Below are 24896 nucleotides of genomic sequence, written 5' to 3' on the forward strand. Positions count from 1 at the left end.
CATGATCGCCCCTCTTGGATGAGCCGGGATGGGCGACACATACGCCGAAACCGAATTTCGGTAAAGTGGAATATTTTCGGCGACGAGGATTGACAGAGGGCGACACAGGCACGGTGCCGTAGCCCGGATGGAGCCAACGGGTCGGCGCGAAGCGCCGCCCGATGACAGGCTCCGCGTAATCCGGGACAGTGCGAGATGCCAGGCGAGCGGCCCCGGATTTCGCTTCCGCCGTCGCTCTCCGAGCTATGGCGGACAAGTCGCTTCATCCGGGCTACAAGAGCTACGACCCGAAATCCCGCGGGCTGAACGGCAGGTCCATGATCTTCCATTCCCCGTACAGATTTGCCGGCAGCATCTTGTAGGGCTGACAGTTCTGAAGTGCGCTCATGGCGGACTTCACGAGTGCCACCCCTTTCGCGGACGGCGGAGCCTCGATCAGGATCGGCTCGCGCGCCAGCGTGCCGTCGGTCGCAAACACTGTGCGCAGCTTGATGTGAACGGCATCGGTGGGGCTAAGTCCGGCCGGCAATTTCGCACAGCTGCGCAAATGGCGACGAAGCGCGGCGATGACTTCCTGCGGCAGCTTGGCTGCGATTGAATCCTTGGCATCGCCGCCATCGTCCTTGGGGGCGTCTTTCGGCAGCTCCGGCGGCAATTCCGGCGGCAGGCCCAACATGACGCCGTACTTGACGGTGACGTCAGGCTGCGGAGCCTGATAGGCCGGCGGCGGCGCGGCCTCCGGCTGCTGCATCGCTTGCGGCGGCGGCTGCATCGGTGGCTGCGGCATCGCCTGGGGCGGCGGCTGTTGCTGCGTCTGCGGCGGCGGCTGTTGCGATGGCTGTTGCGATGGCTGTTGCGATGGCTGTGGCTGTTGAGGTTGAGGCTGCACGTTGGCCTCACGCTGCTTCGGCGCCGGCGAGGGTTGCGGCTGCTTCTGCTGCGGTCCAGGTGGCGTCTGCTGCGGCGACGGTGCCGCGGCCTGCTGCTTGGCCGCGGGCTTGTCCGCCGCTTCGGACTTGTCGGTGAAATCGAGCTTCGGCAGTTTCAGATCGGGCGTCGGCTCCGGCGGCTTCTCCTTGGCCGCCTCCTTCGTCTCCTGCTCCTTGATCTCTTCCTTCACCTGCTCCGGCGTGACGATGTCGACGGTCACGGTCTCCGGCGGCTGGCTGCGAAACGGATGGACCTCGCTGATCACGATGATCAGCGCCACCAGCGTCAGGTGCGCGATTGCTGACGCCGCAATGTCCGTCCGTATGATCTTCCGCAGTTCCATCGACCGATCTTGGGTTGCCGTCGCGGTCCTAGCATACCCCGGCCCCCTCTCAATCCCATTTCGGGGCGAAGCCGAAGTCGGTCAGCCGGCCCCTCGGACTGGCGAGTGCGGCGATCCGGCTCATCTCGTCCTCCGACAGCTCGAAATCGAAGATCTCGATGTTTTCAGACAGGCGTTCGATGCGCGAGGTGCGCGGGATCGCAGCGACATTCTGTTGCACCAGCCAGCGCAGGCAGACCTGCGCCGGCGTCTTGCGGTGGGCGCGTCCGATCTCGGCCAGCCTCTGGTCGGACTTGATGCGCCCCTTGGCGATCGGGCTGTAGGCGACGAGCGCAAGGCCATGCTGGTCGCAGGCCGCCATCACCTTCGCCTGGTCGAGATAAGGGTGGTATTCGACCTGGTTGCAGACCAGCGGCTCCGGCGACAGCGCGACCGCCTGCTCGATCAGCGCCACCGTGAAATTGGAGACGCCGATGTGGCGGGTCAGGCCCATGGTCTTCGCATGCGACAGCGCGCCGAGCGTCTCCGCCAGCGGCACATGCGAATTGGGCCAGTGCAGCAGCAGCAGATCGACGGAGGGAAGCCGCATGCGGGCCAGGCTCTCCTTGACCGAGCGCTCGAGATCGTGGGGCGCGAAATGGTTGGTCCAGACCTTGGTGGTGAGGAAGATTTCGTCGCGGCGCACGCCGGAGGCGCGCAAACCGTCGCCGACCTCGCGTTCATTCTCGTAGACCTGCGCGGTGTCGATGTGGCGATAGCCGAACCGCAGCGCCTGCTCGACCAGGCGCGCGGCAGGCCTTCCGCTCAGCTCCCAGGTCCCGAGCCCGATCGCCGGGATCCTTGCGCCATTGGTCTCGACGAACAGCATGAGGAATCCTCTCTGTCGCGGTCGCCCCAAATCATCATCCAGGTGTCATTATGGACCCGGCCCGTCACGGTGCCAACGGACGACGCCGGCCGCCGGGGCGGATCTTCAGCGCAATGCTAACGGGAGGTTCGCGCCAGGCCTTGATGTCAGGGCTTTGACGTCAGGCCTTGAGGCCTTAGCTCAGGCTTTGGCGAGCGCCTGGAACACCGTATCCGGCGCATGCGCGATCACGGCGAGCAGCGCGCGGGCCGGTCCCCGCGGGGCGCGCTTGCCCTGCTCCCAGTTGCGGATGGTCTCGACGGGAACACCGAGCTTGGCGGCGAACTCCATCTGGGTCAGGCAGGCGCGGCGACGCAAATCGCGCACCGCGAGCGGGTTGGCGTCGGCCGGCGCGGCATTGGCCGTGGGCTCGACCAGAGACGGCTGGACCGGAAATTCCTGTCCATCCCGCAACTCAACGACCCGTCCGTCCGCCTTCAGCCGCAACCGCATGCTCATTCCCCCAAGCGAGGCGATGATGCGGCAGGTCGCTTAAGTTCGGATTAAAGATACGAGGTCTCGTGCCCCGGACGCAGCGCAGCGCGCCGCGTTTGCGGCGTGGTGCGCTGCTGAGCCGGGGCCCATTTCGCCGGGCGGACCGTGTCGCCAACTGGGTCCCGGTTCTGCGCAGCAGCGCTACGCGCCGCAGCGCGCCCGGGACACGAGAGCGAGAGCGCCGCCCTACCTCAGCCCGAACCAGAGCGTCGCAATACCGAGGAAGGAGAAGAAGCCGACGACGTCGGTCACTGTGGTGACGAACGTGCCCGACGCCACCGCCGGGTCGGCCCTGACGCGTTCGAGCGCCATCGGGATCAGGATGCCGCCGAGCGCGCCGGCGATGAGGTTGCAGACCATCGCCAGCCCGATGACGATGCCGAGGCCGGGGATCTTGAACCAGGCCACCGCCGCAATCCCCGTGATCACGGCGAACGCGAGCCCGTTGACGAGACCGACGAGCGCCTCGCGCATCACCACGCGCCAGGCGTTGGAAGAACCGAGCTCGCGCGTCGCCAGCGCCCGCACCGCCACCGTCATGGTCTGGGTCGCGGCATTCCCGCCCTGGCTCGCCACGATCGGCGCCAGCACAGCGAGCGCGACCATCTTCTCCAGTTGGCCCTCGAACAGGCCGAGCACCGAGGATGCCAGGAAGGCGGTGGCGAGATTGACCAGCAGCCAGTTGAACCGCGCGCGCGCAATCGTCAGGAAGGTATCCGACAGCTCTTCGTCGCTGGTGACGCCGCCGAGCGCCTTGAGGTCCTCGTCCGCCTCCTCCTCGATGACGTCGACGACGTCGTCGACGGTGATGACGCCGACCAGACGATCCTGGGTGTCGAGCACGGGAGCTGCGACGAGATTGTACTTGCCGAACATGCGCGCGACTTCCTCCTGGTCCTCCAGGACGGAGACGCGGCGGCGGTCCTCGTCGGTGAGCTCGGTGAGCGGCACCGGCCGGCGCGCGCGCAGCAGCACGTCGAGGGGGACGGCGCCCTGCCAGTGCTGGTCCTTGTCGACGACGTAGATCTCGTAGAAGCGGTCGGGCAAATCCGGCGTCTCGCGCATGTAGTCGATCGCCTGACCCACGGTGAAATCCTGGGGCACCGCGATGAACTCGGTCTGCATCCGGCGGCCCGCGGAATTCTCGGGGTACAGCAGGCTGCGTTCGAGCGCGACGCGCTCCTTGAGCGGCAGCTTCTCGAGGATCTCCTCCTGCTCAGCCTGGTCGAGGGTCTCCAGCAGCTCGACGGCGTCGTCGGATTCGAGTTCGCGAACGCCCTCGGCGACGGTCTCCGGCGGCAGTTCCTCGAGGATTTCCTCGCGCACGCCCTCGTCGAGCTCGTTCAGCGCGGAGAAGTCGAAATCGCGCCCGGTCAGTTCGACCAGGCGGACGCGGTCGTTGGGCTCCAGAGCGCCGATGAGATCGCCGAGATCGGCCTCGTGCAGCTCGGCGACGCAGGCGCGCAGCGAGGCGCTGTCGCCGGCCTCGATCGCATGGGCGATTTCCTCGACGAATTCGTGCCTGATATCGCCGTCTTCATTGCGCATCGGCACGTGGTCGAGTACCGAATCCGCGGCGGATCGGGCAACGTCCATATGTTCATCCATGGCGCGCCTCGCCGTTTGACAGGTTGGAACGAATGGTCTGGGCTGACGGTCAGGCAATACCCACAAGGCAAAGCCGAGCGCAATGACAAAGATGCTTCGACTGTGGTGGACCTCGATGTCATCAGGCGCGGCCCTCGCGGCCCTGATCGGCATCGCCTCGACGGAAGCCGCCGAGTGTCCGCGCAAGGACGCGCTCGGCACCTCGCGGGTGCTGAGCGTCGACGCCAAGGCCACGCCGCGCGTGGGCTTGAAGAGCTTTCCGCAGACGCTTGCGCTGGCCGATCACGAGGTCGTGCTGACCTTCGACGACGGGCCGAACCCGCCGACGACGTCGAAGGTGCTGGCGGCGCTGGCGCAGGAATGCGTGCGCGCGACCTTCTTCCTGATCGGCCTGCACGCCAGCCAGCATCCCGAGATGGTCAAGCGCATCGCCCGCGAGGGCCACAGCATCGGCCACCACACCTTCTCGCATCCGTTCATGGCGCGGATCCCGTTCGACAAGGCCAAGAGCGAGGTCGACCGCGGCATCGCGGCCGTCGAGATGGCGCTGCACGGCGCCTCGACCACGACGCCTTCGACGCCGTTCTTCCGTTTCCCCTATTTCGAGGCCACGCAGGCCGAGCTCGATCTGTTGCAATCACGCGGCATCGTCGTGTTCGGCGCTGACCTCTGGGCCAGCGACTGGAACGAGATGACGCCGGAGCAGGAATTGAAGCTGGTCACGGAGCGCCTCGCAGCTAGCGGCAAGGGCATCGTCCTCTTCCACGACCCCAAGGCGCGCACCGCCGCGATCATGCCGGCCTTCCTGCGGTATCTGAGGGAGAACGGTTTTCGCGTGGTCCACATCGTGCCGGCCGGCCCGCCGCAGAAGAGCGCCGATGCGCGCTGATGCCGGAATGTCACGCCGGCGCAAAATGGGGTGATTTGGGCCCTATTAACACTCTGTTCATGATACCCCCTGCTAATGGACGGGGACTTTGTGACGGGAAAGGCTGTTGGCGCCTGAACCGTTTCCTGATGTCTCCGACCTACTATGGCGGCAATCGCACATGAGGGCAGACGGGGTTCATGATCGGAAGTAGCGTTGTCTTGCGGACGCGATCGTGGATCGTCCTTTGCCTCGGCGGATTCCTTGGATGTTCGACCATCGGATCGCCGGCGGCGCTCGCGGCCGACTGCCCGGGCCATCCCGACGCGCTCGGGACGTCCCGCACCCTGGTGGTCGATCCGCGCGAGCATCCGCTGATCGGCACCATGCAGTACCGCGAGACGCTGCCGCTCAGGGATCATGAGGTCGTCCTCACCTTCGACGACGGTCCGCTGCCGAAATATTCCAACCAGGTCCTCAAGATGCTCGACGACGAGTGCATCAAGGCGACCTTCTTCATCATCGGCAGCCAGGCCAAGGCGAACCCCGAAGGCGTGCGCAAGCTGGTGGCGGCGGGTCACACCGTCGGCACCCACAGCATGAACCATCCGCTGACCTTCGACCGGATGCCGATCGAGAAGGCCGAGGCCGAGATCAATGGCGGCATCGAATGGACCTCGGCCGCGATGACCGATCCGTCCAAGCTGGCGCCGTTCTTCCGCATTCCCGGCCTGATGCGCGCCGAAGGCGTCGAGCACCATCTGATCTCGCGCGGCATCCAGGTGTGGAGCGCCGACTTCCCCGCCGACGACTGGCGCCATGTGTCGTCCGACCGCGTCTATCAGCTCGCGATCCAGCGGTTGGAGGCCAAGGGCAAAGGCATTTTGCTGCTGCACGACATCCAGGCGCGGACGGTGGCGGCGCTGCCAAAAATCATCCGCGACCTCAAAGCGCGCGGCTATCGCATCGTGCATGTGGTGCCCACGACCGCCGACCGCCCGGCGACGCCGACCGCACCGGTCGAATGGCTGCTGCATCCGCCGACCGAGACGGTGCCGATCGCGCGCTGGCCTTCCGTTCCGAGCTTCGTCTTCACGCAGACCAGGTCGCTGCCGGCGCCCTCGCTCGCCGACCTCAATGCGCAGACCGAGCATCAGCCGCTGCTGCCGCGCCGGACCAAGGGTCAGATGGACATCGCCTCCGCCCTACCCGTGCCCGGCCGTGCTCTGTTTGCGATCCCCGAAGGCTCGATCGAGGTGCTGCTGTCGACGACATTGTCGCGGCGTGCCGCGACCCGGCTGGCAATGGCGGCCGAGACGCCGCATGCGGCCAGGGGCAAGGTAGCAAAGGGCAAGACGGCCAAGTCCCAGGCTCGGCACAACGCGCATGCGGCACCGGCCGCACCGAAGCCTGCCGCGCAGGCCAAGGGCGCCACGCCGCGCTCGACCCGCATCGCCAGTCTGAAGAAGCGCGCTTAGTTCCTACCTACTGCCGCATGATGGCGGCGACGCAGAGCAGCACGATCAGCGCGAGGAAGAACAGGTCCATATAGGACTTGAGCTCGCCGTCGCGGCGCAGCCGGGCCACGTCGGCGACCACCTGCTTGCGCGCGTTCGTTCCTCCGGAGCCGTCATTGATCGGGCCCTGAAGGCGCCTTGTCTCGGCTTCCAGCTTCTCGATTTTCTGGAAGAAGTAGAACGCGCGCAGCGTCGAGACCGCACGCATCGACGCATAGACCAGCACCAGGATCGCCAGGATCGCCCGGTTCGGATATTTCTCCATGAAGTTCAGGCTGAAATAGACCACCGCCATGAACGCGAAGTTGGTGATGAAGCGGTAGACGAAGCTGAGAAAAACCATGCTGGCTCGAGCCTTGAGGGGTGCGCAGCCGGATCGTGCTGCGAATTCGCGATCGGGACCCAGACCGGGAGCTGGGTTGTGACGGCCCGTCTACGCCAACTTTGTTTCAACAAAGATACTGCAAGTCGCCGCCTTTTAGCCACACGCCGCCATAATGCAAGCCGGAGATGCCCTTACCCAGCGCGCCCGCTACGGCTCAATGGCGATTTGGCGGAAGTCGCGTTAGACTGGACGCTGCCGCCACATCTGAGGTCTGCCGATGCCGAAGAAGGGAATCACCGGCCACGACGACTGGGTTCTGACCGAGGCCCTCGCGACCGCCCTGGTCGCGCTGGAGCAGCTCGAACCAAAGCACCAGCCGAACGCGCATATGGACGACATCCGCAAGATTCTGGCGAACGGCAAGGAGCCGGCGGCGGTGAGCCTGCACCTCGCCCAGGCCAAATGCCGGCTGTTTCCCGACCTCGACCCGCTGGAGATCTACCGGGAATACGGCATCGGCGAGGAATATGGCTGAGGCGGCCGGCCGCCTGTCTCGACGAGAAGCGCTAGTTTCGTGACGTCTTGAGCAACGGGCATTCGCTGTCGCTCAGCGGCAGAAAGGCGTCCTCGGCAGGTATCTTCTCGACGACGTTGTAATAGTCCCAAGGTGTCTTCACGTCCGAGGGCTTCTTGACCTCGACGAGATAGAAATCGTGCACCAGCTTGTTGTCGGCCCGCAGCCGCGCGCCGCGCGCATAGAAATCGTCGACCGGCATCGCGCGCATCTGCTCCAGAACGGCGTTGGTCTCGTCCGTTCCCGCCGCAGACGCGGCCTTCAGATATTGCGACACGGCGGAGTAGACGGCGGCCTGCGGCGCGGTCGGCATGGCGTTGTGAAGCTTGTAGAACCTCTGGGCGAACGCGCGCGTTTCCTCGTTGAGGGCCCAATACCAGGCGGTGACGGTCGTCAGCCCCTTGGCCGTTTCGGCCCCCATGGCGTGCACGTCGGTCAGGAACATCAGCTCGGCGACCGCCTTTTGCGGCCCCGCGTTCATTCCGAACTCGTTCCATTGCTTCATCGAGGTCACGAGCTGCTCGCCGGCATTGGCGAAGGCAACCACCTTGGCTTTGGAAGCCTGGGCCTGCAGCAGGAAGGAGCCGTAATCGGCATTTCCCAGCGGATGAAAGACCGCGCCGAGCGACTTGGCCCCTGCCGCCGTCAGCACGCGCTGGGACACCTCGACCATGTTGCGTCCGAACGCGTAGTCGGACGCGATGAAGAACCAGCTGTCATAGCCTTGCGACACCAACTTTCGAACCGATCCGGCGACCAGATTGTAATTGTCGTGCAGCCACATCAGGCCTGTGCGCGAACATTGCTTGCCGCCGATATCGGTGGTGCCGACCGCCGAATAGATCACGATCCTGTTCTTGTCGCGTGCGATCGACTGGATGGCGAGCGCGACCGCGGAGTTTCCGACGTCGGCCACCATGTCGACGCCATCAACGTCGAACCATTTGCGCACGATCTGGGCGCCGATATCCGGCTTGTTCTGATGGTCGGCGATGACGATCTCGGCCTTCACCCCCGGCGTTGCGCGTTGAAAATCGTCCACGGCCATCCGCGCGGCGACGACGGAGCCGGGCCCGGCCAGGTCCGACAACGGTCCGGCCTGGTCATTGATGATGCCGATCCTGACCACGCCACCGGAGAAATCCGCGGCCGCGCTCCGTTCGGCGAGCGGTGCCGAACCCAGCGCCAGAATGAGACCGAAGGTCAAACGGCATAGCCGGTTGCGCCGCGATAGCAATTCTCCAACACGACAAGGCGCCATTGCCCCCTCCGCTTCAGCATCGCGACGGCATGTCGGCGATGATCGATCGATGTCCCCTCGCCCACCGCGCACCGAGCGCCGACCCACGCGGCGGCTCGGCCGGTCGAAGCTGCCTCGCTATCCCTGCCGCTCGACGGCCTTCCTGACGAACTCCAGCCGCCGCGCCTGCGCAGGCGCAACCCGTTCCTTCATGGCAGCGACGATTGCCGCCGGCGCCGTATCCGGCGAGCCGGCCGCAAAGGGCGGTGCGGGATTGTACTCCATGCGCAGCTGGATCATCTCCGCCGCGGCGCGGCCTCGCAGCATCGACACCAGGGTGAGCGCGAAGTCGATGCCGGCGGTGATGCCGCCGCCCGTCATGCGATTGCGGTCGACGCAGACCCTCTCCAGCGACAGCTCGGCTCCGAACAACGGCAATGCATCCCTCGCCGTCCAATGCGTGGCCGCGCGATGTCCCTTCAACAGACCGGCGGCGCCGAGCACGAGCGAGCCGGTGCAGACCGAGGTCACGTATTGCGCGCCCCTCTCCTGCTGTCGCAGAAAAGCGAGAACGTCCTCGTCCAGCATCAGCTCGTCGGTGCCGTAGCCGCCGGGAACGCAGATCACGTCGAGCTGCGGGCAATCGGCGAAGGTGACGGTCGGCGTCAGCGCGATGACGGAATCGCTCGGCACGGGCTCGATGCGTTTCCAGACCAGATGCACCGTCACGTCGGGCAGGCTGGAGAAGACCTGGGCCGGACCGGTGAGATCGAGCTGGGTGACGCGCGGAAAAACCAGAAGACCGATCTGCAACGGGCCCGACATGTCCAACCTCGACAACGCGCTTGACGGTTGCAGCCTGCCATGTTGGCCTTGCGGTCGAAATGGCTTAATTCCCTCAATTCTGGACACGCCCATGATCGGCTTCCTGATCTTTCCCGAATTCCAGTTGCTGGATGCGGCCGGTCCGATCTCGGTGTTCGAGATCGCCAGGCGTCACACGCCGAATGCGCCGCGCGTGATCACCGTCGCAACGAAGGCGGGCGCCGTGCGCAGCTCGTCAGGCATCGAGATGCTGGCGCGCAATCTGCGGTCGGCAAGCTCGGTCACGACGCTGTTCGTCGCCGGTGGAGAAGGCGTGGAGGCCGCGGCGCGCTGCAAGACGACGATCGCTTTCATCCAGCGACTGGCGAGCCGCGGCGTTCGCATCGCCAGCGTTTGCAACGGCGCCTATCTTCTCGCGCAGGCGGGACTGCTGGATGGCCGCTGCGCGACCACGCACTGGTCCTGCACTCGCGACTTCATCGGACGCTACCCGAAGGTGAGGCTCGAACCGGACCAGATCTTCATCCGCGACGATCGGGTGTGGACGTCGGCCGGCATCACGGCCGGGATCGATCTCGCGCTCGCCATGATCGCGCAGGACCATGGCGAGGAGGTCTCGCAAGCGACCGCGCGGCAGCTGGTGCTCTATCATCGCCGCAGCGGCGGACAATCGCAGTTCTCGAGCTTGCTCGAGCTCAAGACGCCGAACGGCCGCTTCGGCAGCCTGCTTTCATGGGTGCGCGAGAATCTGGATGCGCATCTCACGGTCGAGGCGCTCGCCGAACGAGCCGGATTGAGCGCCCGGCATTTCGTCCGCTCCTTCACCGCCGAAACCGGATCCACACCGACCAAGGCGGTCGAGCGCCTGCGGGTCGAGGTGGCGCGCGAGCGGGTGCAGTCCTCCGGAGAGGCCATCGAGCGCGTCGCTCAATCCACCGGCTTTCGCGACCCCGAGCGGATGCGCAGGGCCTTCATCCGCGCATTCGGTCAGCCGCCGCAGTCGCTGCGACGCGCGGCGCGAAGCGCATGAGAAGCGGCCGATCGAACTTAAGGCCCGCCGGCGACTGATCCCGCGATCACCATGACGAGGGCGCCAAGATCGATCTTGCCGTTGACGGTCAGCTCCTCCGAGCTTTTCACCTCGCCCTGGACCTTGAGCGATTGCGGCCGGTCGGCGGCCTGCCGCTGCAACTCGCCGATGATGGCGTCCTTGAGTTTCTCTTCCAGCATGGGCTTCGTCCTTCAGGCTGCCATCGCGCGGCAGGATTGCGCGCAGGAGCGGCACGCCGAGACACATTCGTCCATGCCACCGACCCGCTCGCAATCGGTGGCGCATTCGGTGCAGATCTCGGCGCATTCGCCGCAGGTATGCCGATGGTGCGGCGTGTTGATCAGCATGAAATGCGCAGCCGTCCTGCACATTTCGGCGCAGGCCATCATCAGGCGGAAGTGTTTGGGCTCGACGTGCTTGCCGCCGGTCTCGAGGCAATGGTTCATCGCCGTGCCGAGGCAGGTCTGGTAGCAGCTCATGCATAGCGAGATGCAGCGGGTCATGTCTTCTGATTGAGCCATGGTTCTCTCCAGTTGCGCATCGGCATCCCCCGCTCCACCAAGGCAAGGCAACGCCCTTCGTTCCTGGTTCCGGCCAATTGTGACGTCCGCGGAACCGCGCTATGCGGCGCTAGCCGAAGCGCCTCTCGCGCAGCGCGCGGTAGCGGGCATTGGTCTGCGGCTTGATGAACAGCGCCGCCACGCTCGGATGCCGCTTGCGGGTCTCGGCCTCGATCGCAACGACACATTGCTCGATGTCGTCCGCGCGCTTGTCATCCGCGAACTCGACACTCAGGGCCGCCACGATCTCGGCCGGCGACAGCTGCACCGTCAGAACGCCGTTGGCCCTGAGCACGCCGGGCGAGCGCCTTGCGATGTCCAGGACGGACCGCGCCAGCTCCGGATCGGCAGGCTCGCCGATCAGCAGGCTCTTGCTCTCGCGTGCGAGGCCGATGGACGTAATCGCCAGCAATATGCCGATCAGGATCGAGCCGATGCCGTCCCAGACCGGTTGGTCCAGCCATACGGCGGCCGCTGTGACCGCGGCCGCGATGGCGATGCCGACCAGCGCCGCGCTGTCCTCGAGCAGCACCATGAATGCCGGCGGATCCTTGCTGCGAACGAACGCCTGGTAGTATCCAAAGCGCCGGCCATCGGCGCTGAAGTGCCGCAGGGCGACCAGCCAGGAGCCGCCTTCGAACAGAAACGACAGGCCGAGCACCATGAAGCTGACCATGGGATCTTCGATCGGCTCGGGTGCGGCGACGTGCAGAATGCCCTGATACAGCGAGACACCGGCGCCCAGCGCGAAGATGAGCAGTGCAACGATGAAGCTCCAGAAATACAGCTCGCGCCCGTAGCCAAGCGGATGGCATTCATCGGGCGGACGGCTCGCGCGCCGGTAGCCGTAGAGCAGCAGGATCTCGTTGGTGGTATCGACGAGCGAATGCACGGCTTCGCTCGTCATCGCCGAGCTTCCCGTCCACGCAGCGGCGCCGATCTTGGTGACCGCGACGAGGACATTGCCGAGCAGCGCCGCGTAAACAGAGGTCTTCGTCGAAGATCCGGCCGCGACGTCTTCGATGTCTGGTGCCGCGCTCCTCACGCCAGGCGCCGCGGCAGGCTGTGGTGGATCGTGCAGGCGGCAACCGCGGCGTGGCCGAATGCGACCGAGATCTGGTGCAGGTCGGTGACGACGTCGCCGATGCCATAAAGGCCGTCAACCGAGGTGCGCTGATGGTCGTCGACCTTCAGATAGCCCTCCCCGGTATGCTCGGCGCCCAGCGAGACCGCGAGCTGCGAACGCACCTCGGCCCCCATCGCCGGATAGACCGTGTCGAACTGCATCGTCCGGCCGTCGGCCAGGACGGCCTCGAGGCCCCCCACCCTCCGCCGCAAACGCAGGTCGGGCACGAACACGATGTCGACGCCGGCCTCGGCCAGCTCCGATGTCAGGCTCTCCTCGTCATCCTGTCCGGTCGCGAGCAGCGTCACCTCGCGCGAGTAACCGCGCAGGAACAGTGCCTTGCCGGCGGCCCGGCCAAGCGGGCCGACGACGCCGATGCGGCGGCCCATCACCTCGAAGGCATCGCAGACCGGACAATAGCGCAATAGCCCGTCCGCGACCGCGGCGCGCCACTGCTCGAACGGCGGATGGGTGTCGACGATGCCGCTGCCGAGGATGACGGTGGTGGCCTCAAGCGCGCCGCCGCTCCAGATCGCCTGAAAGCCGTCGTCGCGCGCCTGCAAGGCGGTGACCTCGGCCTCCACGCGCTCGACGGCGAGCTCGCCCAGCTGCGCCGACATGCGCGCGATCAGCTCCGCGCCGGAGAGACCGTGGACGAAGCCGGGAACATTGTGGCTGCGGGGGATCAACGCGGCCCGGCTGGCGCCAGTGTCCACGACGCAGACGCTGCGGCGGAAGCGTGCCAGATAGATCGCGGCCATCAGCCCGGCAGGGCCGCCGCCGATGACCAGGCAATCAAACCGCGCGCCGGTCATTTGGGGTTCGGATCCGCAAGACCGTCGCCGGGCTCCTGCAGGTGCCCGCTGCGCGCCAGCCGGACTGCGTTGCCGAGCGCGCGCGCCGCGTTCTGCACCTCCTGCTGGAATTCCCCGTCGTTATCGAGCTCGCGATGCGAGGTGGCATATGGCTCCATGTAGCCGACATAGCCGTCGAGTTCGGCGAAGCGTCCCGCCGAGATCAGCTGCATGTCGGTCAGCCAGTCCGACAAGGCGCGGCGCACGCCCTCGGCACCGACGGCGTCACCATGAACGACGACACCGAAATGACGGCCGGCGAGATGGCGCGGATAGGGCCAGCCCTTCAGCTCCATCGCCTTGGCCTCGTCGGCCTTCTTGCCATGCGTCGAGGTCGGATCGGGATTGCCGCCGTCGGCGCAGACCATGCGGTCCATCATCGCCTTCAGCCCTGAAGGCACGTGGTACCAATTCACCGGCGTCACGATCAGGATGCCGTGGGCCGCGACCCATAGCGGATAGATCTCGTTCATCCAGTCGCCGGTCTGCCCCAGCGAATAATTCGGATAGCAGCTGCACGGCCAGTGACAGAGCGGCATGGCCGTGCCGACGCAGGATTTGCAGGGATGAATGGTCTTGCCGAACTCCGAGGCGAGGCGCGACAGATCGAGAATGTCGACAGCAAACCCCATCTCGACGAAAACAGGTTCGGCCAGCTTGACCAGACGCCAGGTCTTGGACATCTCACCGGGACAGGTGTGCTCGCTGCGGGCCGAGCCGTTGATGACGAGAATGCGCGGCGTCTCCTGCGCATCGTCATGCCTGCGCTGCGCCGCCAGGATTTTCGCGCGCGCGTCGAGCCAGTCGATAGCAATGTCGTAATCGGGGTCGGAGAAACCTGCGCCCGCCTTCCGCGTCAACGGCGCCTTGCGCGAATGGCTATAGGCGTCCCAGGCGGCACCGACGACGGCATCGAGCTCGCGCTGCAGCGGGGCAAAGGCGGGATCGACGAACTGACGCTTGTAGCGCCGCTCGAACTCCTCGCGCGACAGCCTGACGGGCGGCATCCCCTTGCGAATTTCGGCGTCCGTCATGCTGGCTCCCGGCGAAGTCGGTATCATCCGACCAACCCGGGGGGCAGCACCCGGTTCCTTGCCGCTACTGGCGCGCCACGTCCTGCGGCGTATCGAATTTCGCGATGCGCTGGTCCAGCCGCCACAGCTCGATGCGATGGGCCAGAACGAGCGAGGCCGCCTCGCGCTTGGCCTGCTCGTCATCGCCGCAGACGAGATTGATGCATCCGAACACATGCCCGTCCGGATCGATCTGGAACGCGCGGTAGTGCTTGAAGCTGCGCATCGTCATTCTCCTCGTCTCGTGCAGACCGGTGCGCTCAGCCAGTCCGTCAGGTTCGAGGTCACTTCGTTCTGCTTGGCGCGCCGCAGCAGCATCTCGCGCTCCCTGCCAGGCGGCAGGCTGCGCGCGCGTTCGCGGGCGTTTTCGGCAAATGCGGCCAATCGCTCCTGGAGCGATCGGGTCTGTTTCCTGCGGTTGCGTTTGGCGGTCATTGTTCTTCACGATGATTTCGGTTGGACGGAAATCGGCCCCCGGCGGGGGATCGGGCGCCGGGGTCGAGGTTCTCTTGTCACTCAATGGCTTGCCGGTTGGGGCGGCCCAGTCCGGCAATGTCTGTAGCTTCTGTCGCAACGGCGGGTTCCGGCATTTCAAAAAGTTAAAGCTGCGCGATTTTGCGCGAGGACGGGCGCGGCATCATCACGTGCCGTTCGTCACGACAATCGACTGCGCCGGAACCGAATTGCTGATTCGCTTGTTCAAGAACGACTTGAAGGAGGATCATCATGGCAAAAGCAGCATGGAAACGGCCGGGCTCACCGATCGGCCGCAAGGGACGGCGCAAGGCAAATCCCACGTACAAGCGCCGCGCGCGCCAACCCTGGACGCCCTCGGATGTGAGCAAGCTGAAGCAGCTCGCGAAGGGAAACACGCCGACCGGCGTGATGAGCATCAAGCTTCAGCGCCCGGTCGCGGCCATTCGCAGCAAGGCCCATCGCGAAGGGATTTCGCTGAGGCCGGTCAACCGCTCGCCCTACAACCGGCGAACCAAAGCCGCGAAGCGGCGTTGACGGAAGGCACCGCCGGGTGACAACCGGACACAACGGGGACGATGGACGTGGCGCTCATTTTTCCGGTTTCTGCCCACGACATCAGCGCATCGGTACGCGCCGACATCTAACCCGTTCCCGGCGAGTGCAGCCTGATGCGCTGCACGCACACGCCTCGTCCCGCTTCCGGTCTCAATGGGCAATTTTGTCATTTTGAGTAAGAGAACGCCCTTCGAGAGCGTTCCCGCCGATTTCCTAAATAAATGGCTGGCGCTTTGAGTTATTCAGGCGCAAGCTTTGCCCATCACCGCTCGGACCTTGGCTTTTATCGGTGATGAGATCGCCTGTTGCGCTCCCGCCCCCTCTCAGCGGAAGGAGCGCGCCATGACAGGCAGACGCCCCCACCATCATCTGCCATCGACCGACCCGGTCGCCAAGCTGATCGCGGACGCGCGCGAGCTGACCGCCCGTTCGATGGAATTGCTCAAATCATGCCCGGCGCCCGACTCGTTCGCAGGCCGCAGGACCCAGGAGCCGTTTCCCCGAGAAGAAGATCTGCCGTCGCCGACCGAAAACTGAGTTCACGCCTGCTCCGCCTCAGCGGCCAGGCGAGCTTCCAAGGGGCCGGTGTGTCTTCCTGCTTCAGGCGGAGGCGCCGTTGCGCTCCCGTCACTGACTACCTTGCACAGTTGACACGACGATGGAGATGCAATCTCGCAGGTGCGGAACGTTGCATTGGAGAGGCCGGAAACGTGGAGACCCCCAAGCGCGGTAAAGTGCTCTTCGGGAAGTATACCTTACGCATCCGAACAGAACTCGATAGGCGAGCGTCGGGAGTGATCCCGTCAATTTCACGGTCGGGCACACTCGACTAACCTAGGTGATAGTAAAAAGCTTGAAACTAAGTCATTCTTGCCCAATGACGAATGCCCTGCTCGCGCGCGCCCGGCTCGCCGTCGAAGAGAACGGCGAACTCCGCAGGCGGCAACGCCACATTCAAGCGCAATTCGAGCGGGCGCGCGAGCAGCTCCGTCTCTCCGTTTACGAGAGCGCCAGCATCAGATCGGAAATCAAGGCTCGACGAGATAATGAGGAGTGAAGTTTGCGCCTGCCGCTCGCCCCAACTCAGGGATGCGGCAGCGGCCGACGTGAATCCTTCTCAGCCGCGCCGTACCTCTGCAGATAGCTCGGCGAGTACAACGCGGCGTCCTTGAGTGCATCGAGATCCGGGATGGTCAGCGTCCGATCGCGCAGCATTATCAGGCCGGACGCGCGCAGCTCCTGCACCGTCCGATTGAGATGGACGACCGACAGGCCGGTGGCATCGGCAAGGTCCATCTGCGTCACCGGCATGACGCAGGAATTTCCGTCGACCATCCCGACAGGACGAAGCCGCTCGAATATCTCGCAGAACAGATGCGCCACGCGCTCCAGCGCGACGCGGCGGCCGAGATTGATCGCCCATTCGCGCTGAATGGCGATGTTGACGAGGGTCTCGCACCAGAATGCCTCGGCGAGCGTGCGGTCGCCAGCGAGCAGGCTCTCGAATCGCGCGCGCTTGATTTCAGAATAGACCGCAGGTGTCAGCGTCGCGATGGAATGGTCCATGGTCGATAGCAGGAACGCATACGCGTCGCAGCTCTCCCCCGGAAAGAGGAAATTGACGATCTGGCGCCTGCCGTCCTCGAGCGTCTTGTAGCGGCAGAGCCAGCCCGACAGCACGACGCGAACGCTGTCGACGGGGTCGCCCTCCGAGATCAGGTCCTCGCCGGAGCCGGCGCGCTGCAGCCCTTCGAGCGTCGCATATTCGAGCGATGTACACGCTTCGGCCGACAATGGCCTTAACGCGTTCAGCCGGCGAATGACCGGCTCCACCAGACTGCGATCGGACGTCGACATCGGCATCAGCCAGCCACTACCGGTGTATGGAATGCGCGCCTGCTGAGGGGAAAGGTGATCATGCATTGCAGCCCCGCCGGGTTGAATGCCAGATTGGTCTGCCCCTTGAACTCGAATGCCAGCGTGCGCTCCAGAAGCTCCGTGCCAAAACCCCTTCGCGGCGGCGGCTTGACCGGCGGCCCACCCCGCTCGCGCCATTCGAACACCAGTTCGGCAGGCTCTGTGCCTTGATCGAGGCGCCAGGAGATTTCAACACGTCCAGTCGGCTGGCTCAAGGCCCCGTATTTCAGCGCGTTGGTCGCGAGCTCGTGGACCGCGAGCGCAAAAGTCTCCGCGGCCTTGGGCTGGAATCGTACTTTCGGCCCCGACACCCGCAGCTGCTCGCCTTCGCGGGCGTTGTAGGCCGAGAGCTCCTCGATCACGAGATATTCGAGATCGACGCCGCCGTCGGGGTCGCGGGTCACCATCGCCTGAGTGCGGGCAAAGGCGTTGAGCCGGCCGTCGAGATGGGAGGCGTATTCCTCGACGGTGGTGCTCGACTCCGCCGAGCGGCGGGCGATCGAGCGCACCACCCCGAGCGTATTGCGGACGCGATGCTGGAGCTCGGCCAATAGCAGCCGCTGCCGCTCCTCGGCGCGGGTGATCGCGGTGACGTCGATGAAGGAGACGACGACGCCGGCGATGAAATTGTCGATGCTACGATAGGGCAGGATGCGGACGATGTAGCGGGTGCCGCTGTCGGGCGCGCTCAATTCGCGCTCGACGCTTGCCAGCGTGCGCAGCACGCGGCGGACGTCGTCGTAGAGCTCCTCGATCGGGATGCGCGCCTTGATGTGGGCAATGGGACGGCCGGTGTCGGTTTCGACCAGATGCAGGATCTGGGTGATCGCCGGCGTGAAGTTCATCACGCGAAGGTCGTTGTCCAGGAACACGGTGGCGATCTGCGTGCTCTCGAGGAAATTCTTGAGGTCGCTGGTGGCGCGCGTCAGCTCCTGGACGCGATGCGCCAATTCGCCATTGACGGTGGTCAGCTCCTCGTTGACCGACTGCAACTCCTCGCGCGAGGTCTCGAGCTCCTCGTTGGCCGATTGCAGCTCCTCGTTCAGCGACTGATATTCCTCGTTGGAGGATTTCAGCTCCTCATTGGTGCTCTCGAGCTCCTCGATGGTCGCCTGCAGGCGCTCGCGCGTGGCGCGCAGCTCGCTTTCCAGGCGCTCGACATGTTCGGTGCGCACCAGCGCATCGGGACTGCTCTGGTCGGCCTCGATCGTGCGGACCGGGCCGTCCTTGAACAGCACGACGAAATTGCGGTGGCCGCCGGCGCCTTCCTGGATCGGCTCGACGGTGATGTCGACGAGGACGCGGTGGCCGTTCACCCCGAGTTGCACCTGCTCGGCGTGGGCGGGTTCGTTGGCCTCAGCGGCGCGGCTGAGCGCGGTGCGCAGCTCAAGCCGGAGATCACGGTGAACGAGCTGGAGCAGGTCGAGCGTGGCGGCGCCCGCCGTCGGCTCGATGTAGCGGCCGGTGCGCCCGGAGAAATGCAGGATCTGGAAGTTGTCGTCAGTGATGACGTAAGCGGGTGCATAGCGCTCGGCGATACGCTGCGCGCGACGTTCCAGCCCGACGTCGGGGCCGAACGAGCGCACCGTCGGCACCTCGACCGGCACCCTGCCCGCTGCGGTCGTGATCGGAAATTCCGGCGGCAGCCGCGTGCCGGTCTCCAGCTTCTTGAAGATGCGGGCGCGGCGGTCGATCGGCGCGAACAGTTTCGGATGCCGCGTCACGTTCTCGGAATTGCCGAGAAACAGATAGCGCTCCGCCAGCAGCGCGAAATGGAACAGCGGGATCACCCGGTTCTGCAATTCGGCATTGAGATAGATCAGCAGGTTGCGGCAGGAGACCAGGTCGAGCTTGGAGAACGGCGCGTCCTTGATGACGTTGTGCTGAGAGAAGATGCACATCTCGCGCAGCTCCTTGACCACGCAATAGGTGTCGCCCTCGCGGACGAACCAGCGCGCCAGGCGCTCGCTCGTCATGTCGGCCTCGATATTGGTGCGATAGCGGCCGACGCGCGCGGTCGCCAGCGCCCGCCCGTCGATGTCGGTTGCGAAGATCTGGACCTGCGGCGCAGCGTCCATCCGCGCCATGTGCTCGCGCAGGAGAATGCCGATCGAATAGGCCTCCTCGCCGGTGGCGCAGCCGAGCACCCAGACGCGAACCTGCTGGCCCGCCCCCTTGCCCTCGAAGATCTTCGGAACGATCTGGGTTTGCAGCACTTCGAATTCGCGCTTGTCGCGGAAGAATTCGGTGACGCCGATCAGGAGGTCGTTGAAGAGATTCTGGGCCTCGTCCTTGTCGTTCCGGAGGAAATCGACATAGGCGCCAATCTCGTCGATCTGGACCACCTGCATGCGCCGCTGCACGCGGCGCAGGAAGGTGTTCTGCTTGTAGCCGTGGAAATCGTTGCCGGTCTTGTTGCGCAGGATGTCGGCGATGCGCGACAGCGAGGTCGCCGCCGCGGCGAGCACCTCGTCAAAACCCTGCTTCTCCTCCAGGCGCCTGAGATGCCGGGCATAGACCTGGATGTGCTCGGGGATATCCTCCGGCGGCAGCACGTAGTCGGCGATGGCGGCCGGCATGTTGCCGTCGAGCAGATGGTCGGCCTCCTCCGCGCTCGGGACCTTTTCGGCGATGGCAAGACCGCCGTGATCCTTCAGCGTCGCGGTGCCGAGCGTGCCGTCGCCACCGGTGCCGGCGAGGATGACGCCGATGGACTGCTCGGCGCGTTCTTCGGCCAGCGACACCAGGAAGCTGTCGATCGTGGCGCGCTCGCCGGGCGCCTGCTCGGCCTTGCGGAGCGCGAAGCGGTCGCCCTGGATCGTGGTGATCATCGCCGGCGGGCACAGATAGATCGTGCCGCCCTCGATCGCATGGCCATCGCCGATGTCGGCGACCTTGCCGCCGTTGGAATTTCGCACGGCCCGGCGCAGCCGCGGTCCGTCGAAGGCCTCATGATGCTGAAGCGCCAGCACGACGGCCTGATCGCCCCCGACGGTCAGCTTGGCGAAGAAGCGCTCGATGCTGTCCAGCGCCTCCGGCGAGGCGCCGACGCCGATGATCAGCGGGGACTTCGTCTGACGCTCTCCATCGACCGGCTGGTCGCCGACTTCATGCATGGCTCTGGCAGCTTTCGTTCATTGGCCGGGAGCAATGGGCGCCCAGTCCCTGCAAATAGCAGGAATCGATATTATCCCAACAGATCAAAGGCAAAAACGTCCCGAACCTGTTTTCGATCCTCCGGCCGGAGCGTTGTCGGCCCCCAGCCACAAGGTCTATCCTTCATCGACAGGATCGGAACCCGGAGGCAGGGCCGGCGGGCGTCTTCAAGGAGGGCCAGCTGCGACCTCCTGCCGGAGATACTCGACCCGCTGCTCGATCAGGACGCGGTGGCGCTCCCATTCGATCAGGGTCTGCTTGAGGAGGTCGACCAGCCGCTCCGCCTGACGGGTGTCGTGGCCGCCGGCCATGAGCTCGCGCACCCGGTCTTCCTGGTTGCGGATGCGCTGCCAGCCCTCCTCGATGTCCTGGTCGGCCTTCACCAGGAGGTTCTGCTCGGCATTAAGCTGCGCGGTGCGTTCGGCAAGGAAGATGGCCATCGCAGAGCCTTCATGCCTCCCGCTCGCGAACCGGAGGATCGAGCGACTTTAGCACGACGCGCCGGATCATGTCGGCATATTCGCGGTACTCGGCCGCACGCGCCTCGTACATCTCGGCAATTGCAAGCCGGCCGCTGCGGCGACCGTCGGCGGCCATGCGATGGACCAGTTCGGCGCGCTCCTCGATGATGCGCAGCGCGACCCGCAAGGCTTCATCCACCCGCCCCTCCTGCTCCTTGGCGAGCGCATCGGCGGTGTAGGCATGTCCGACCTGACAGCGGAAGCGCATCGGGCGCGCTTCCTTGACCTCGGAGAGCACCCCGCCGCAGGCGGGACAGGTCAAAGCGACGGGATCTGCGAGTGAGACCAGCTTGTCGCTTCCAATCCGTTCGCCGGCGGCGATCTCGACCTCCAGCCTGATCTCGGGCGGGATCGGCAGGACAGCCCCGGCCTGCTCCCTGACGAGATCGGACAGGACGTCGCCCATGCCGGCGCCGGGGACGCAGAGATCGACCGTGGTCGCCTCCATGGCGCGCCGCGGCATTTCGTCGGAAATGGCGTCCGAGGGGTCCTGGACCACGGTCATCCCGCCGCAGCGCTTGATGGCATTGAGGCCGGCCGCCCCGTCTGACAACAGGCCGCTCAGGAGCACGCCGATCACGCGCGGCCCGTGATGGAGGGCCGCCGAGCGGAACAGGGCGTCGATCGCGGGGCGGACCATGTTCTCGCGCGGGCCGCGCCCGAGGAAGATGCGGTCTTCGGCCAGCAGCAGATGGTGGTCCGGCGCGGCCAGATAGACCCGGCCCGGCTCGATTTTCATGCCGTTCTCGGCCTGGCGCACCGGAAGCGGCCCGGCACTGCTGGCGACCGTCGAGAGGATGCCGATGCCCTGCGCGGGAATGTGCAGGACGATGAAGACGGCAGCCGGCAAATCCGCGGGAAGACGGCCCAGGATCTGTTTCAGTGGCGCGGTCGCTCCGGCCGAGCCCCCGATGACGATGATATCGCGGTTGCTCATGGAACCCGCCTGCGATTGTATCGTTTGCACCAAGGCGCCCTCCGGTCTTATGTTCCTAATAGTGAGGAGGGAACGCTGGAGGGGAGCATGTCCGTGTCGCCCACGTCGTCTCGTCAACGCGCGCCGCTGAGGGGACGCCGCATCCTCGTCGTGGAGGACGAATATTTTCTCGCCGATGACATCGGCAAGGCGCTGCGCGCACTCGGCGCGGAGATCGCCGGTCCCGTCGGCCACATCGAGGATGCAGTCGAGATGCTGCACGATGGCGGCGTTCTGGATGCAGCGGTGCTCGACGTGAACATCCGCGCCAAGCCGGTCTTTCCCGTCGCCCGGGAGCTCCGGGCACGCCAGGTGCCCTTCGTGTTCACCACGGGCTACGAAAGGATCAGCATCGAGCCGGAATTCCAGGACGTGCCGATCTGGGAGAAGCCGATCGACATCGTGGCCATGGTGCGGAATCTGGCGAGCCTTGTCGACGGTCAACCGTCATCGCCGCAGCAATCATCGCCTGAACGGGCTGCGCCTGCGGAATGAGCGAGCCCGCAACCAAGCCTCGATCAAAACAGATGCGCGAAGGCGAGCCAGGCGGTCACCGCCAGGCACAAGACAACGGCGGCGTAAGGTAGCGCGACGCGCAAAACGGCAAGCCTTTCCGCGTCAGCTCATCATCATCCAGGTAAATGCCACCAACATCACGAGAAAACCCGTGATCGCGGTCGCGACAAAGGCCTGTTCGATGCGATCCATCGCCATCGCAGCCCCCTCTTGTTTCCAGCCCACACAATGTGACCGCTTCGGGGCCACCGCGCATTAGGCTATGTGAATCGGCTTTCCTCCTTTTGTCGGTCTGCCCGTTCAGCCGCGCAGCGCCGCGGAAATTGCGACGACATCGCTCTACGACTTCGCCGTGCCCGGCTCGGCCATCTTGCGATGTTGCCTGGCCAGCATCTCGTTCGGCGTGACGTTGGCGACCGTGGTCTGGATCTTGTTCTTCAGACCGGTGACGACATCGGACTCGCCGCGCAGCATCGCATCGAAGCCGGCCTTGGCGACGTCGTAGGCGCCGTCCTTCTTCTCGGTCCCGACCTTGGTATCCATCATGTCGGCGCGGCGGAAGAACTCGGTCTCGGTGGCGCCTGGCATCAGGCAGGTGACGGTGACGCCGCTGTCGCGCAATTCCTCGCGCAGCGCGAACGAGAATGAGTCCAGGAACGCCTTGCTGGCGTTGTAGGCCGCCTGGAAACTGCCGGGCGTGAAGCCGGCGATCGAGCCCGTGATCAGGATGCGCCCGAACTTGCGCCGCAGCATCTCGTTGCCGGCGCGATGGATCAGATAGAGCGTGCCGGTGATGTTGGTGTCGACGAGATGCCTGATCCTGGCGAAGTCCTGATCGAGGAACGCCTTACCGAGGCCGACGCCGGCATTGGCCAAGAGTGCATCGATCGGCCGATCGCCGACCGCGGCGCAGAGCTTGTCGACGCCCTCGGTGGTGGCGAGATCGGCTTCAACGGCCTCCACGCTGACGCCGAGCCTGCGCAGATCGACCGCCACCCGCTCGATCATCGGCTCGTCAGCGGCGATGACGAGGTTGAAACCCGCCTGGGCACAGCACCTTGCGAGTTCCAGGCCGATACCGGTGGAAGCGCCGGTGACGATTGCGAGTTGATTGGCGGGCATGAGCGTGTCCTCGCTTGACGTTGATCACGCCCAATCACTGCCCCCGCGCTCTCGTTCCTATCCGCGTCGCGATTTGCGCGAGCCAGTGCAGTGCGAAGAATTTGCGCGCGGCGATAGCAACCATCGTTCACCCCTCGACTTAGATGGCCAACTGCTTCAGTCGGGAGGACGAAGGATGAAGGCGCTGGTTTGGCACGGCAAGGAGGACATCCGCTGCGACACCGTCACCGATCCGGAGATCCAGGACCCGCGCGATGCCATCATCAAGGTCACGAGCTGCGCGATCTGCGGCTCCGACCTGCACCTCTTCCACAATTTCATTCCCGGCATGCTGCCCGGTGACATCATGGGCCACGAGACCATGGGCGAAGTGGTCGAGGTCGGCTCCGGCGTCGACGGCAAGCTGAAGAAGGGCGACCGCATCGTCGTGCCCTTCACGATCATCTGCGGCGAATGCGACCAGTGCAAGCGCGGCAATTTCTCCGTGTGCGAGACCACCAACCGCAAGCGCCATCTGGCCGACAAGGTGTTCGGGCACACGACGGCCGGCCTGTTCGGCTACACCCATCTGACCGGCGGCTATCCAGGCGGCCAGGCCGAATATCTCCGCGTGCCCTATGCCGATGCTACCCACATCAAGGTGCCACCAGGCATTCCCGACGAGCAGCTGCTGTTCCTCAGCGACATCTTCCCGACCGGCTGGCAGGCCGCCGTGCAATGCGACATCGAGCCCACCGACACCGTCGCGATCTGGGGCTGCGGTCCCGTGGGGCAGATGGCGATCCGCAGCGCCATCCTGCTCGGCGCCAATCAGGTGATCGCGATCGACTGCCTGCCCGAGCGGCTCAGCATGGCGGAAGCCGGCGGCGCCACCACCATCAACTTCGAGACCGAGAGCGTGGTGGAGCGGCTGAACGAGTTCACCGACGGCAGGGGACCGGAAAAGTGCATCGACTGCGTCGGCATGGAATCGCATGTGATGGCCTCCCTGCCCGACACACTGCTCGACCGCGCCAAGCAGATGGTGATGGCGGAAAGCGACCGGCCCCACGTGCTGCGCGAGATGATCTATGTCTGCCGGCCCGGCGGCATCATCTCGGTGCCAGGCGTGTACAGCGGCCTGTCCGACATGCTTCCGATGGGCGCCTTCATGAACAAGGGCCTGACGATGCGGACCGGCCAGACCCACGTCAACCGCTGGACCGACGATTTGCTCCGCCGCATCGAGGAGGGCGAGATCGATCCCTCCTTCGTCATCACCCACACCGTCCCGCTCGAACAAGGACCGGAGATGTACCAGGTGTTTCGCGACAAGCGCGACTCCTGCGTCAAGGTCGTGCTGAGGCCCTGAAGGAGCAAG

General features: G+C 65.3%; 28 protein-coding genes. 9 read left to right on the top strand and 19 right to left on the bottom strand.

Annotated elements, in window-relative coordinates; all coding sequences use genetic code 11:
* Positions 1–280: 280 nt before the first annotated feature.
* From RAD10_RS39300 to mgtE, 4 genes are all read right to left on the bottom strand, one after another.
* Complete coding sequence (locus tag RAD10_RS39300; protein ID WP_461621665.1) at positions 281–1273, bottom strand: hypothetical protein; 993 nt, start codon at positions 1271–1273, stop codon at positions 281–283.
* A 49-nt stretch (positions 1274–1322) separates the two neighbouring features.
* Positions 1323–2141 (bottom strand): aldo/keto reductase, encoded by an 819-nt coding sequence (locus RAD10_RS39305; RefSeq protein ID WP_461621666.1) that lies wholly within the window; start codon positions 2139–2141, stop codon positions 1323–1325.
* A 180-nt stretch (positions 2142–2321) separates the two neighbouring features.
* On the bottom strand, positions 2322–2639 hold the full coding sequence (locus RAD10_RS39310; RefSeq protein ID WP_461621667.1) for a helix-turn-helix domain-containing protein: 318 nt from the start codon (positions 2637–2639) through the stop codon (positions 2322–2324).
* A gap of 222 nt (positions 2640–2861) precedes the next feature.
* The gene (gene mgtE, locus RAD10_RS39315) at positions 2862–4283 is read right to left on the bottom strand and encodes a magnesium transporter (protein ID WP_104462209.1); all 1422 of its coding nucleotides are present in this window, start codon (positions 4281–4283) and stop codon (positions 2862–2864) included.
* 82 nt (positions 4284–4365) lie between these two features.
* On the opposite strand from mgtE, the gene RAD10_RS39320 reads away from it, so the two are divergent.
* Together RAD10_RS39320 and RAD10_RS39325 are read left to right on the top strand one after the other, a co-directional pair.
* Entirely contained in the window at positions 4366–5172 is an 807-nt protein-coding gene (locus RAD10_RS39320; RefSeq protein WP_461621668.1) for a polysaccharide deacetylase family protein, read from the top strand.
* A 179-nt stretch (positions 5173–5351) separates the two neighbouring features.
* Positions 5352–6629 carry a polysaccharide deacetylase family protein gene (locus tag RAD10_RS39325; protein ID WP_461621669.1) on the top strand — a complete coding sequence of 426 codons (1278 nt, stop codon included), beginning with the start codon at positions 5352–5354 and terminating at the stop codon, positions 6627–6629.
* A 7-nt stretch (positions 6630–6636) separates the two neighbouring features.
* Here the strand turns inward: RAD10_RS39325 and RAD10_RS39330 are convergent, their stop codons facing one another.
* On the bottom strand, positions 6637–7011 hold the full coding sequence (locus RAD10_RS39330; RefSeq protein WP_091957046.1) for a hypothetical protein: 375 nt from the start codon (positions 7009–7011) through the stop codon (positions 6637–6639).
* Between the two features lie 259 nt (positions 7012–7270).
* Between RAD10_RS39330 and RAD10_RS39335 the strand changes: the two genes are divergently transcribed.
* On the top strand, positions 7271–7528 hold the full coding sequence (locus tag RAD10_RS39335) for a hypothetical protein (RefSeq protein WP_028140543.1): 258 nt from the start codon (positions 7271–7273) through the stop codon (positions 7526–7528).
* 31 nt (positions 7529–7559) lie between these two features.
* On the opposite strand, the gene RAD10_RS39340 is transcribed toward RAD10_RS39335, so the two are convergent.
* Both RAD10_RS39340 and RAD10_RS39345 read right to left on the bottom strand, forming a co-directional pair.
* Positions 7560–8828, bottom strand: a complete 1269-nt coding sequence (locus RAD10_RS39340; RefSeq protein WP_461621670.1) for an ABC transporter substrate-binding protein — start codon at positions 8826–8828, stop codon at positions 7560–7562.
* A gap of 117 nt (positions 8829–8945) precedes the next feature.
* Positions 8946–9632 carry a DJ-1/PfpI family protein gene (locus tag RAD10_RS39345; RefSeq protein WP_461621671.1) on the bottom strand — a complete coding sequence of 229 codons (687 nt, stop codon included), beginning with the start codon at positions 9630–9632 and terminating at the stop codon, positions 8946–8948.
* A gap of 91 nt (positions 9633–9723) precedes the next feature.
* On the opposite strand from RAD10_RS39345, the gene RAD10_RS39350 reads away from it, so the two are divergent.
* The gene (locus RAD10_RS39350; RefSeq protein WP_028140546.1) at positions 9724–10662 is read left to right on the top strand and encodes a GlxA family transcriptional regulator; all 939 of its coding nucleotides are present in this window, start codon (positions 9724–9726) and stop codon (positions 10660–10662) included.
* Positions 10663–10679: 17 nt separating this feature from the next.
* Here the strand turns inward: RAD10_RS39350 and RAD10_RS39355 are convergent, their stop codons facing one another.
* From RAD10_RS39355 to RAD10_RS39385, 7 genes are all read right to left on the bottom strand, one after another.
* Positions 10680–10862 (bottom strand): hypothetical protein, encoded by a 183-nt coding sequence (locus tag RAD10_RS39355; RefSeq protein WP_179738581.1) that lies wholly within the window; start codon positions 10860–10862, stop codon positions 10680–10682.
* 12 nt (positions 10863–10874) lie between these two features.
* A complete protein-coding gene (locus RAD10_RS39360; RefSeq protein ID WP_461621672.1) occupies positions 10875–11204 on the bottom strand; it encodes a four-helix bundle copper-binding protein in 330 nt (109 codons plus the stop codon).
* A gap of 109 nt (positions 11205–11313) precedes the next feature.
* Entirely contained in the window at positions 11314–12288 is a 975-nt protein-coding gene (locus tag RAD10_RS39365) for a cation diffusion facilitator family transporter (protein WP_461621673.1), read from the bottom strand.
* On the bottom strand, positions 12285–13184 hold the full coding sequence (locus RAD10_RS39370; protein WP_461621674.1) for an NAD(P)/FAD-dependent oxidoreductase: 900 nt from the start codon (positions 13182–13184) through the stop codon (positions 12285–12287). The genes RAD10_RS39365 and RAD10_RS39370 overlap by 4 nt, the downstream gene beginning before the upstream one ends.
* Positions 13181–14257 carry a flavodoxin family protein gene (locus RAD10_RS39375; protein ID WP_461621675.1) on the bottom strand — a complete coding sequence of 359 codons (1077 nt, stop codon included), beginning with the start codon at positions 14255–14257 and terminating at the stop codon, positions 13181–13183. Before RAD10_RS39375 ends, RAD10_RS39370 begins: the two co-directional genes overlap by 4 nt.
* A 64-nt stretch (positions 14258–14321) precedes the next feature.
* The gene (locus tag RAD10_RS39380; protein ID WP_461621676.1) at positions 14322–14522 is read right to left on the bottom strand and encodes a hypothetical protein; all 201 of its coding nucleotides are present in this window, start codon (positions 14520–14522) and stop codon (positions 14322–14324) included.
* A gap of 2 nt (positions 14523–14524) precedes the next feature.
* Entirely contained in the window at positions 14525–14731 is a 207-nt protein-coding gene (locus RAD10_RS39385) for a hypothetical protein (RefSeq protein WP_179738571.1), read from the bottom strand.
* A gap of 291 nt (positions 14732–15022) precedes the next feature.
* Here RAD10_RS39385 and RAD10_RS39390 point away from each other — a divergent pair, with 291 nt between their 5' ends.
* The 3 genes from RAD10_RS39390 to RAD10_RS39400 all read left to right on the top strand — a co-directional run bounded on the left by RAD10_RS39390 (position 15023) and on the right by RAD10_RS39400 (position 16385).
* A complete protein-coding gene (locus RAD10_RS39390; RefSeq protein WP_461621677.1) occupies positions 15023–15307 on the top strand; it encodes a hypothetical protein in 285 nt (94 codons plus the stop codon).
* A 363-nt stretch (positions 15308–15670) separates the two neighbouring features.
* Entirely contained in the window at positions 15671–15865 is a 195-nt protein-coding gene (locus tag RAD10_RS39395; protein ID WP_461621678.1) for a hypothetical protein, read from the top strand.
* A gap of 340 nt (positions 15866–16205) precedes the next feature.
* Complete coding sequence (locus RAD10_RS39400) at positions 16206–16385, top strand: hypothetical protein (protein WP_461621679.1); 180 nt, start codon at positions 16206–16208, stop codon at positions 16383–16385.
* 26 nt (positions 16386–16411) lie between these two features.
* On the opposite strand, the gene RAD10_RS39405 is transcribed toward RAD10_RS39400, so the two are convergent.
* The 4 genes from RAD10_RS39405 to RAD10_RS39420 form a co-directional block, all read right to left on the bottom strand.
* Positions 16412–17191: a Crp/Fnr family transcriptional regulator gene (locus RAD10_RS39405; RefSeq protein WP_461621680.1), complete on the bottom strand. Its 780-nt coding sequence runs from the start codon at positions 17189–17191 to the stop codon at positions 16412–16414.
* The gene (locus RAD10_RS39410; RefSeq protein ID WP_461621681.1) at positions 17191–20361 is read right to left on the bottom strand and encodes a CheR family methyltransferase; all 3171 of its coding nucleotides are present in this window, start codon (positions 20359–20361) and stop codon (positions 17191–17193) included. Before RAD10_RS39410 ends, RAD10_RS39405 begins: the two co-directional genes overlap by 1 nt.
* A 207-nt stretch (positions 20362–20568) precedes the next feature.
* Complete coding sequence (locus RAD10_RS39415; protein ID WP_461621682.1) at positions 20569–20841, bottom strand: hypothetical protein; 273 nt, start codon at positions 20839–20841, stop codon at positions 20569–20571.
* Positions 20842–20851: 10 nt separating this feature from the next.
* Entirely contained in the window at positions 20852–21859 is a 1008-nt protein-coding gene (locus RAD10_RS39420) for a chemotaxis protein CheB (protein ID WP_461621683.1), read from the bottom strand.
* Positions 21860–21946: 87 nt separating this feature from the next.
* On the opposite strand from RAD10_RS39420, the gene RAD10_RS39425 reads away from it, so the two are divergent.
* A complete protein-coding gene (locus RAD10_RS39425; protein ID WP_461621684.1) occupies positions 21947–22393 on the top strand; it encodes a response regulator in 447 nt (148 codons plus the stop codon).
* A 360-nt stretch (positions 22394–22753) separates the two neighbouring features.
* Here RAD10_RS39425 and RAD10_RS39430 read toward each other — a convergent pair whose 3' ends face one another.
* Positions 22754–23536 (bottom strand): SDR family NAD(P)-dependent oxidoreductase, encoded by a 783-nt coding sequence (locus tag RAD10_RS39430; protein ID WP_461621685.1) that lies wholly within the window; start codon positions 23534–23536, stop codon positions 22754–22756.
* Between the two features lie 175 nt (positions 23537–23711).
* Here RAD10_RS39430 and RAD10_RS39435 point away from each other — a divergent pair, with 175 nt between their 5' ends.
* Complete coding sequence (locus tag RAD10_RS39435) at positions 23712–24887, top strand: zinc-dependent alcohol dehydrogenase (RefSeq protein WP_461621686.1); 1176 nt, start codon at positions 23712–23714, stop codon at positions 24885–24887.
* Positions 24888–24896: the final 9 nt, after the last annotated feature.

The sequence above is a fragment of the Bradyrhizobium sp. 23AC genome, from assembly GCF_054863025.1.

Coding starts and splice junctions, on each gene's coding strand:
- RAD10_RS39385 (WP_179738571.1), bottom strand. CDS start 14,731: ATGACCGCCAAACGCAACCGCAGGAAACAGACCCGATCGCTCCAGGAG.
- RAD10_RS39320 (WP_461621668.1), top strand. CDS start 4,366: ATGACAAAGATGCTTCGACTGTGGTGGACCTCGATGTCATCAGGCGCG.
- RAD10_RS39380 (WP_461621676.1), bottom strand. CDS start 14,522: ATGCGCAGCTTCAAGCACTACCGCGCGTTCCAGATCGATCCGGACGGG.
- mgtE (WP_104462209.1), bottom strand. CDS start 4,283: ATGGATGAACATATGGACGTTGCCCGATCCGCCGCGGATTCGGTACTC.
- RAD10_RS39340 (WP_461621670.1), bottom strand. CDS start 8,828: ATGGCGCCTTGTCGTGTTGGAGAATTGCTATCGCGGCGCAACCGGCTA.
- RAD10_RS39335 (WP_028140543.1), top strand. CDS start 7,271: ATGCCGAAGAAGGGAATCACCGGCCACGACGACTGGGTTCTGACCGAG.
- RAD10_RS39430 (WP_461621685.1), bottom strand. CDS start 23,536: ATGCCCGCCAATCAACTCGCAATCGTCACCGGCGCTTCCACCGGTATC.
- RAD10_RS39395 (WP_461621678.1), top strand. CDS start 15,671: ATGACAGGCAGACGCCCCCACCATCATCTGCCATCGACCGACCCGGTC.
- RAD10_RS39360 (WP_461621672.1), bottom strand. CDS start 11,204: ATGGCTCAATCAGAAGACATGACCCGCTGCATCTCGCTATGCATGAGC.
- RAD10_RS39300 (WP_461621665.1), bottom strand. CDS start 1,273: ATGGAACTGCGGAAGATCATACGGACGGACATTGCGGCGTCAGCAATC.
- RAD10_RS39325 (WP_461621669.1), top strand. CDS start 5,352: ATGATCGGAAGTAGCGTTGTCTTGCGGACGCGATCGTGGATCGTCCTT.
- RAD10_RS39310 (WP_461621667.1), bottom strand. CDS start 2,639: ATGAGCATGCGGTTGCGGCTGAAGGCGGACGGACGGGTCGTTGAGTTG.
- RAD10_RS39405 (WP_461621680.1), bottom strand. CDS start 17,191: ATGCCGATGTCGACGTCCGATCGCAGTCTGGTGGAGCCGGTCATTCGC.
- RAD10_RS39330 (WP_091957046.1), bottom strand. CDS start 7,011: ATGGTTTTTCTCAGCTTCGTCTACCGCTTCATCACCAACTTCGCGTTC.
- RAD10_RS39400 (WP_461621679.1), top strand. CDS start 16,206: ATGACGAATGCCCTGCTCGCGCGCGCCCGGCTCGCCGTCGAAGAGAAC.
- RAD10_RS39435 (WP_461621686.1), top strand. CDS start 23,712: ATGAAGGCGCTGGTTTGGCACGGCAAGGAGGACATCCGCTGCGACACC.
- RAD10_RS39415 (WP_461621682.1), bottom strand. CDS start 20,841: ATGGCCATCTTCCTTGCCGAACGCACCGCGCAGCTTAATGCCGAGCAG.
- RAD10_RS39370 (WP_461621674.1), bottom strand. CDS start 13,184: ATGACCGGCGCGCGGTTTGATTGCCTGGTCATCGGCGGCGGCCCTGCC.
- RAD10_RS39375 (WP_461621675.1), bottom strand. CDS start 14,257: ATGACGGACGCCGAAATTCGCAAGGGGATGCCGCCCGTCAGGCTGTCG.
- RAD10_RS39355 (WP_179738581.1), bottom strand. CDS start 10,862: ATGCTGGAAGAGAAACTCAAGGACGCCATCATCGGCGAGTTGCAGCGG.
- RAD10_RS39425 (WP_461621684.1), top strand. CDS start 21,947: ATGTCCGTGTCGCCCACGTCGTCTCGTCAACGCGCGCCGCTGAGGGGA.
- RAD10_RS39305 (WP_461621666.1), bottom strand. CDS start 2,141: ATGCTGTTCGTCGAGACCAATGGCGCAAGGATCCCGGCGATCGGGCTC.
- RAD10_RS39410 (WP_461621681.1), bottom strand. CDS start 20,361: ATGCATGAAGTCGGCGACCAGCCGGTCGATGGAGAGCGTCAGACGAAG.
- RAD10_RS39390 (WP_461621677.1), top strand. CDS start 15,023: ATGGCAAAAGCAGCATGGAAACGGCCGGGCTCACCGATCGGCCGCAAG.
- RAD10_RS39420 (WP_461621683.1), bottom strand. CDS start 21,859: ATGAGCAACCGCGATATCATCGTCATCGGGGGCTCGGCCGGAGCGACC.
- RAD10_RS39345 (WP_461621671.1), bottom strand. CDS start 9,632: ATGTCGGGCCCGTTGCAGATCGGTCTTCTGGTTTTTCCGCGCGTCACC.
- RAD10_RS39350 (WP_028140546.1), top strand. CDS start 9,724: ATGATCGGCTTCCTGATCTTTCCCGAATTCCAGTTGCTGGATGCGGCC.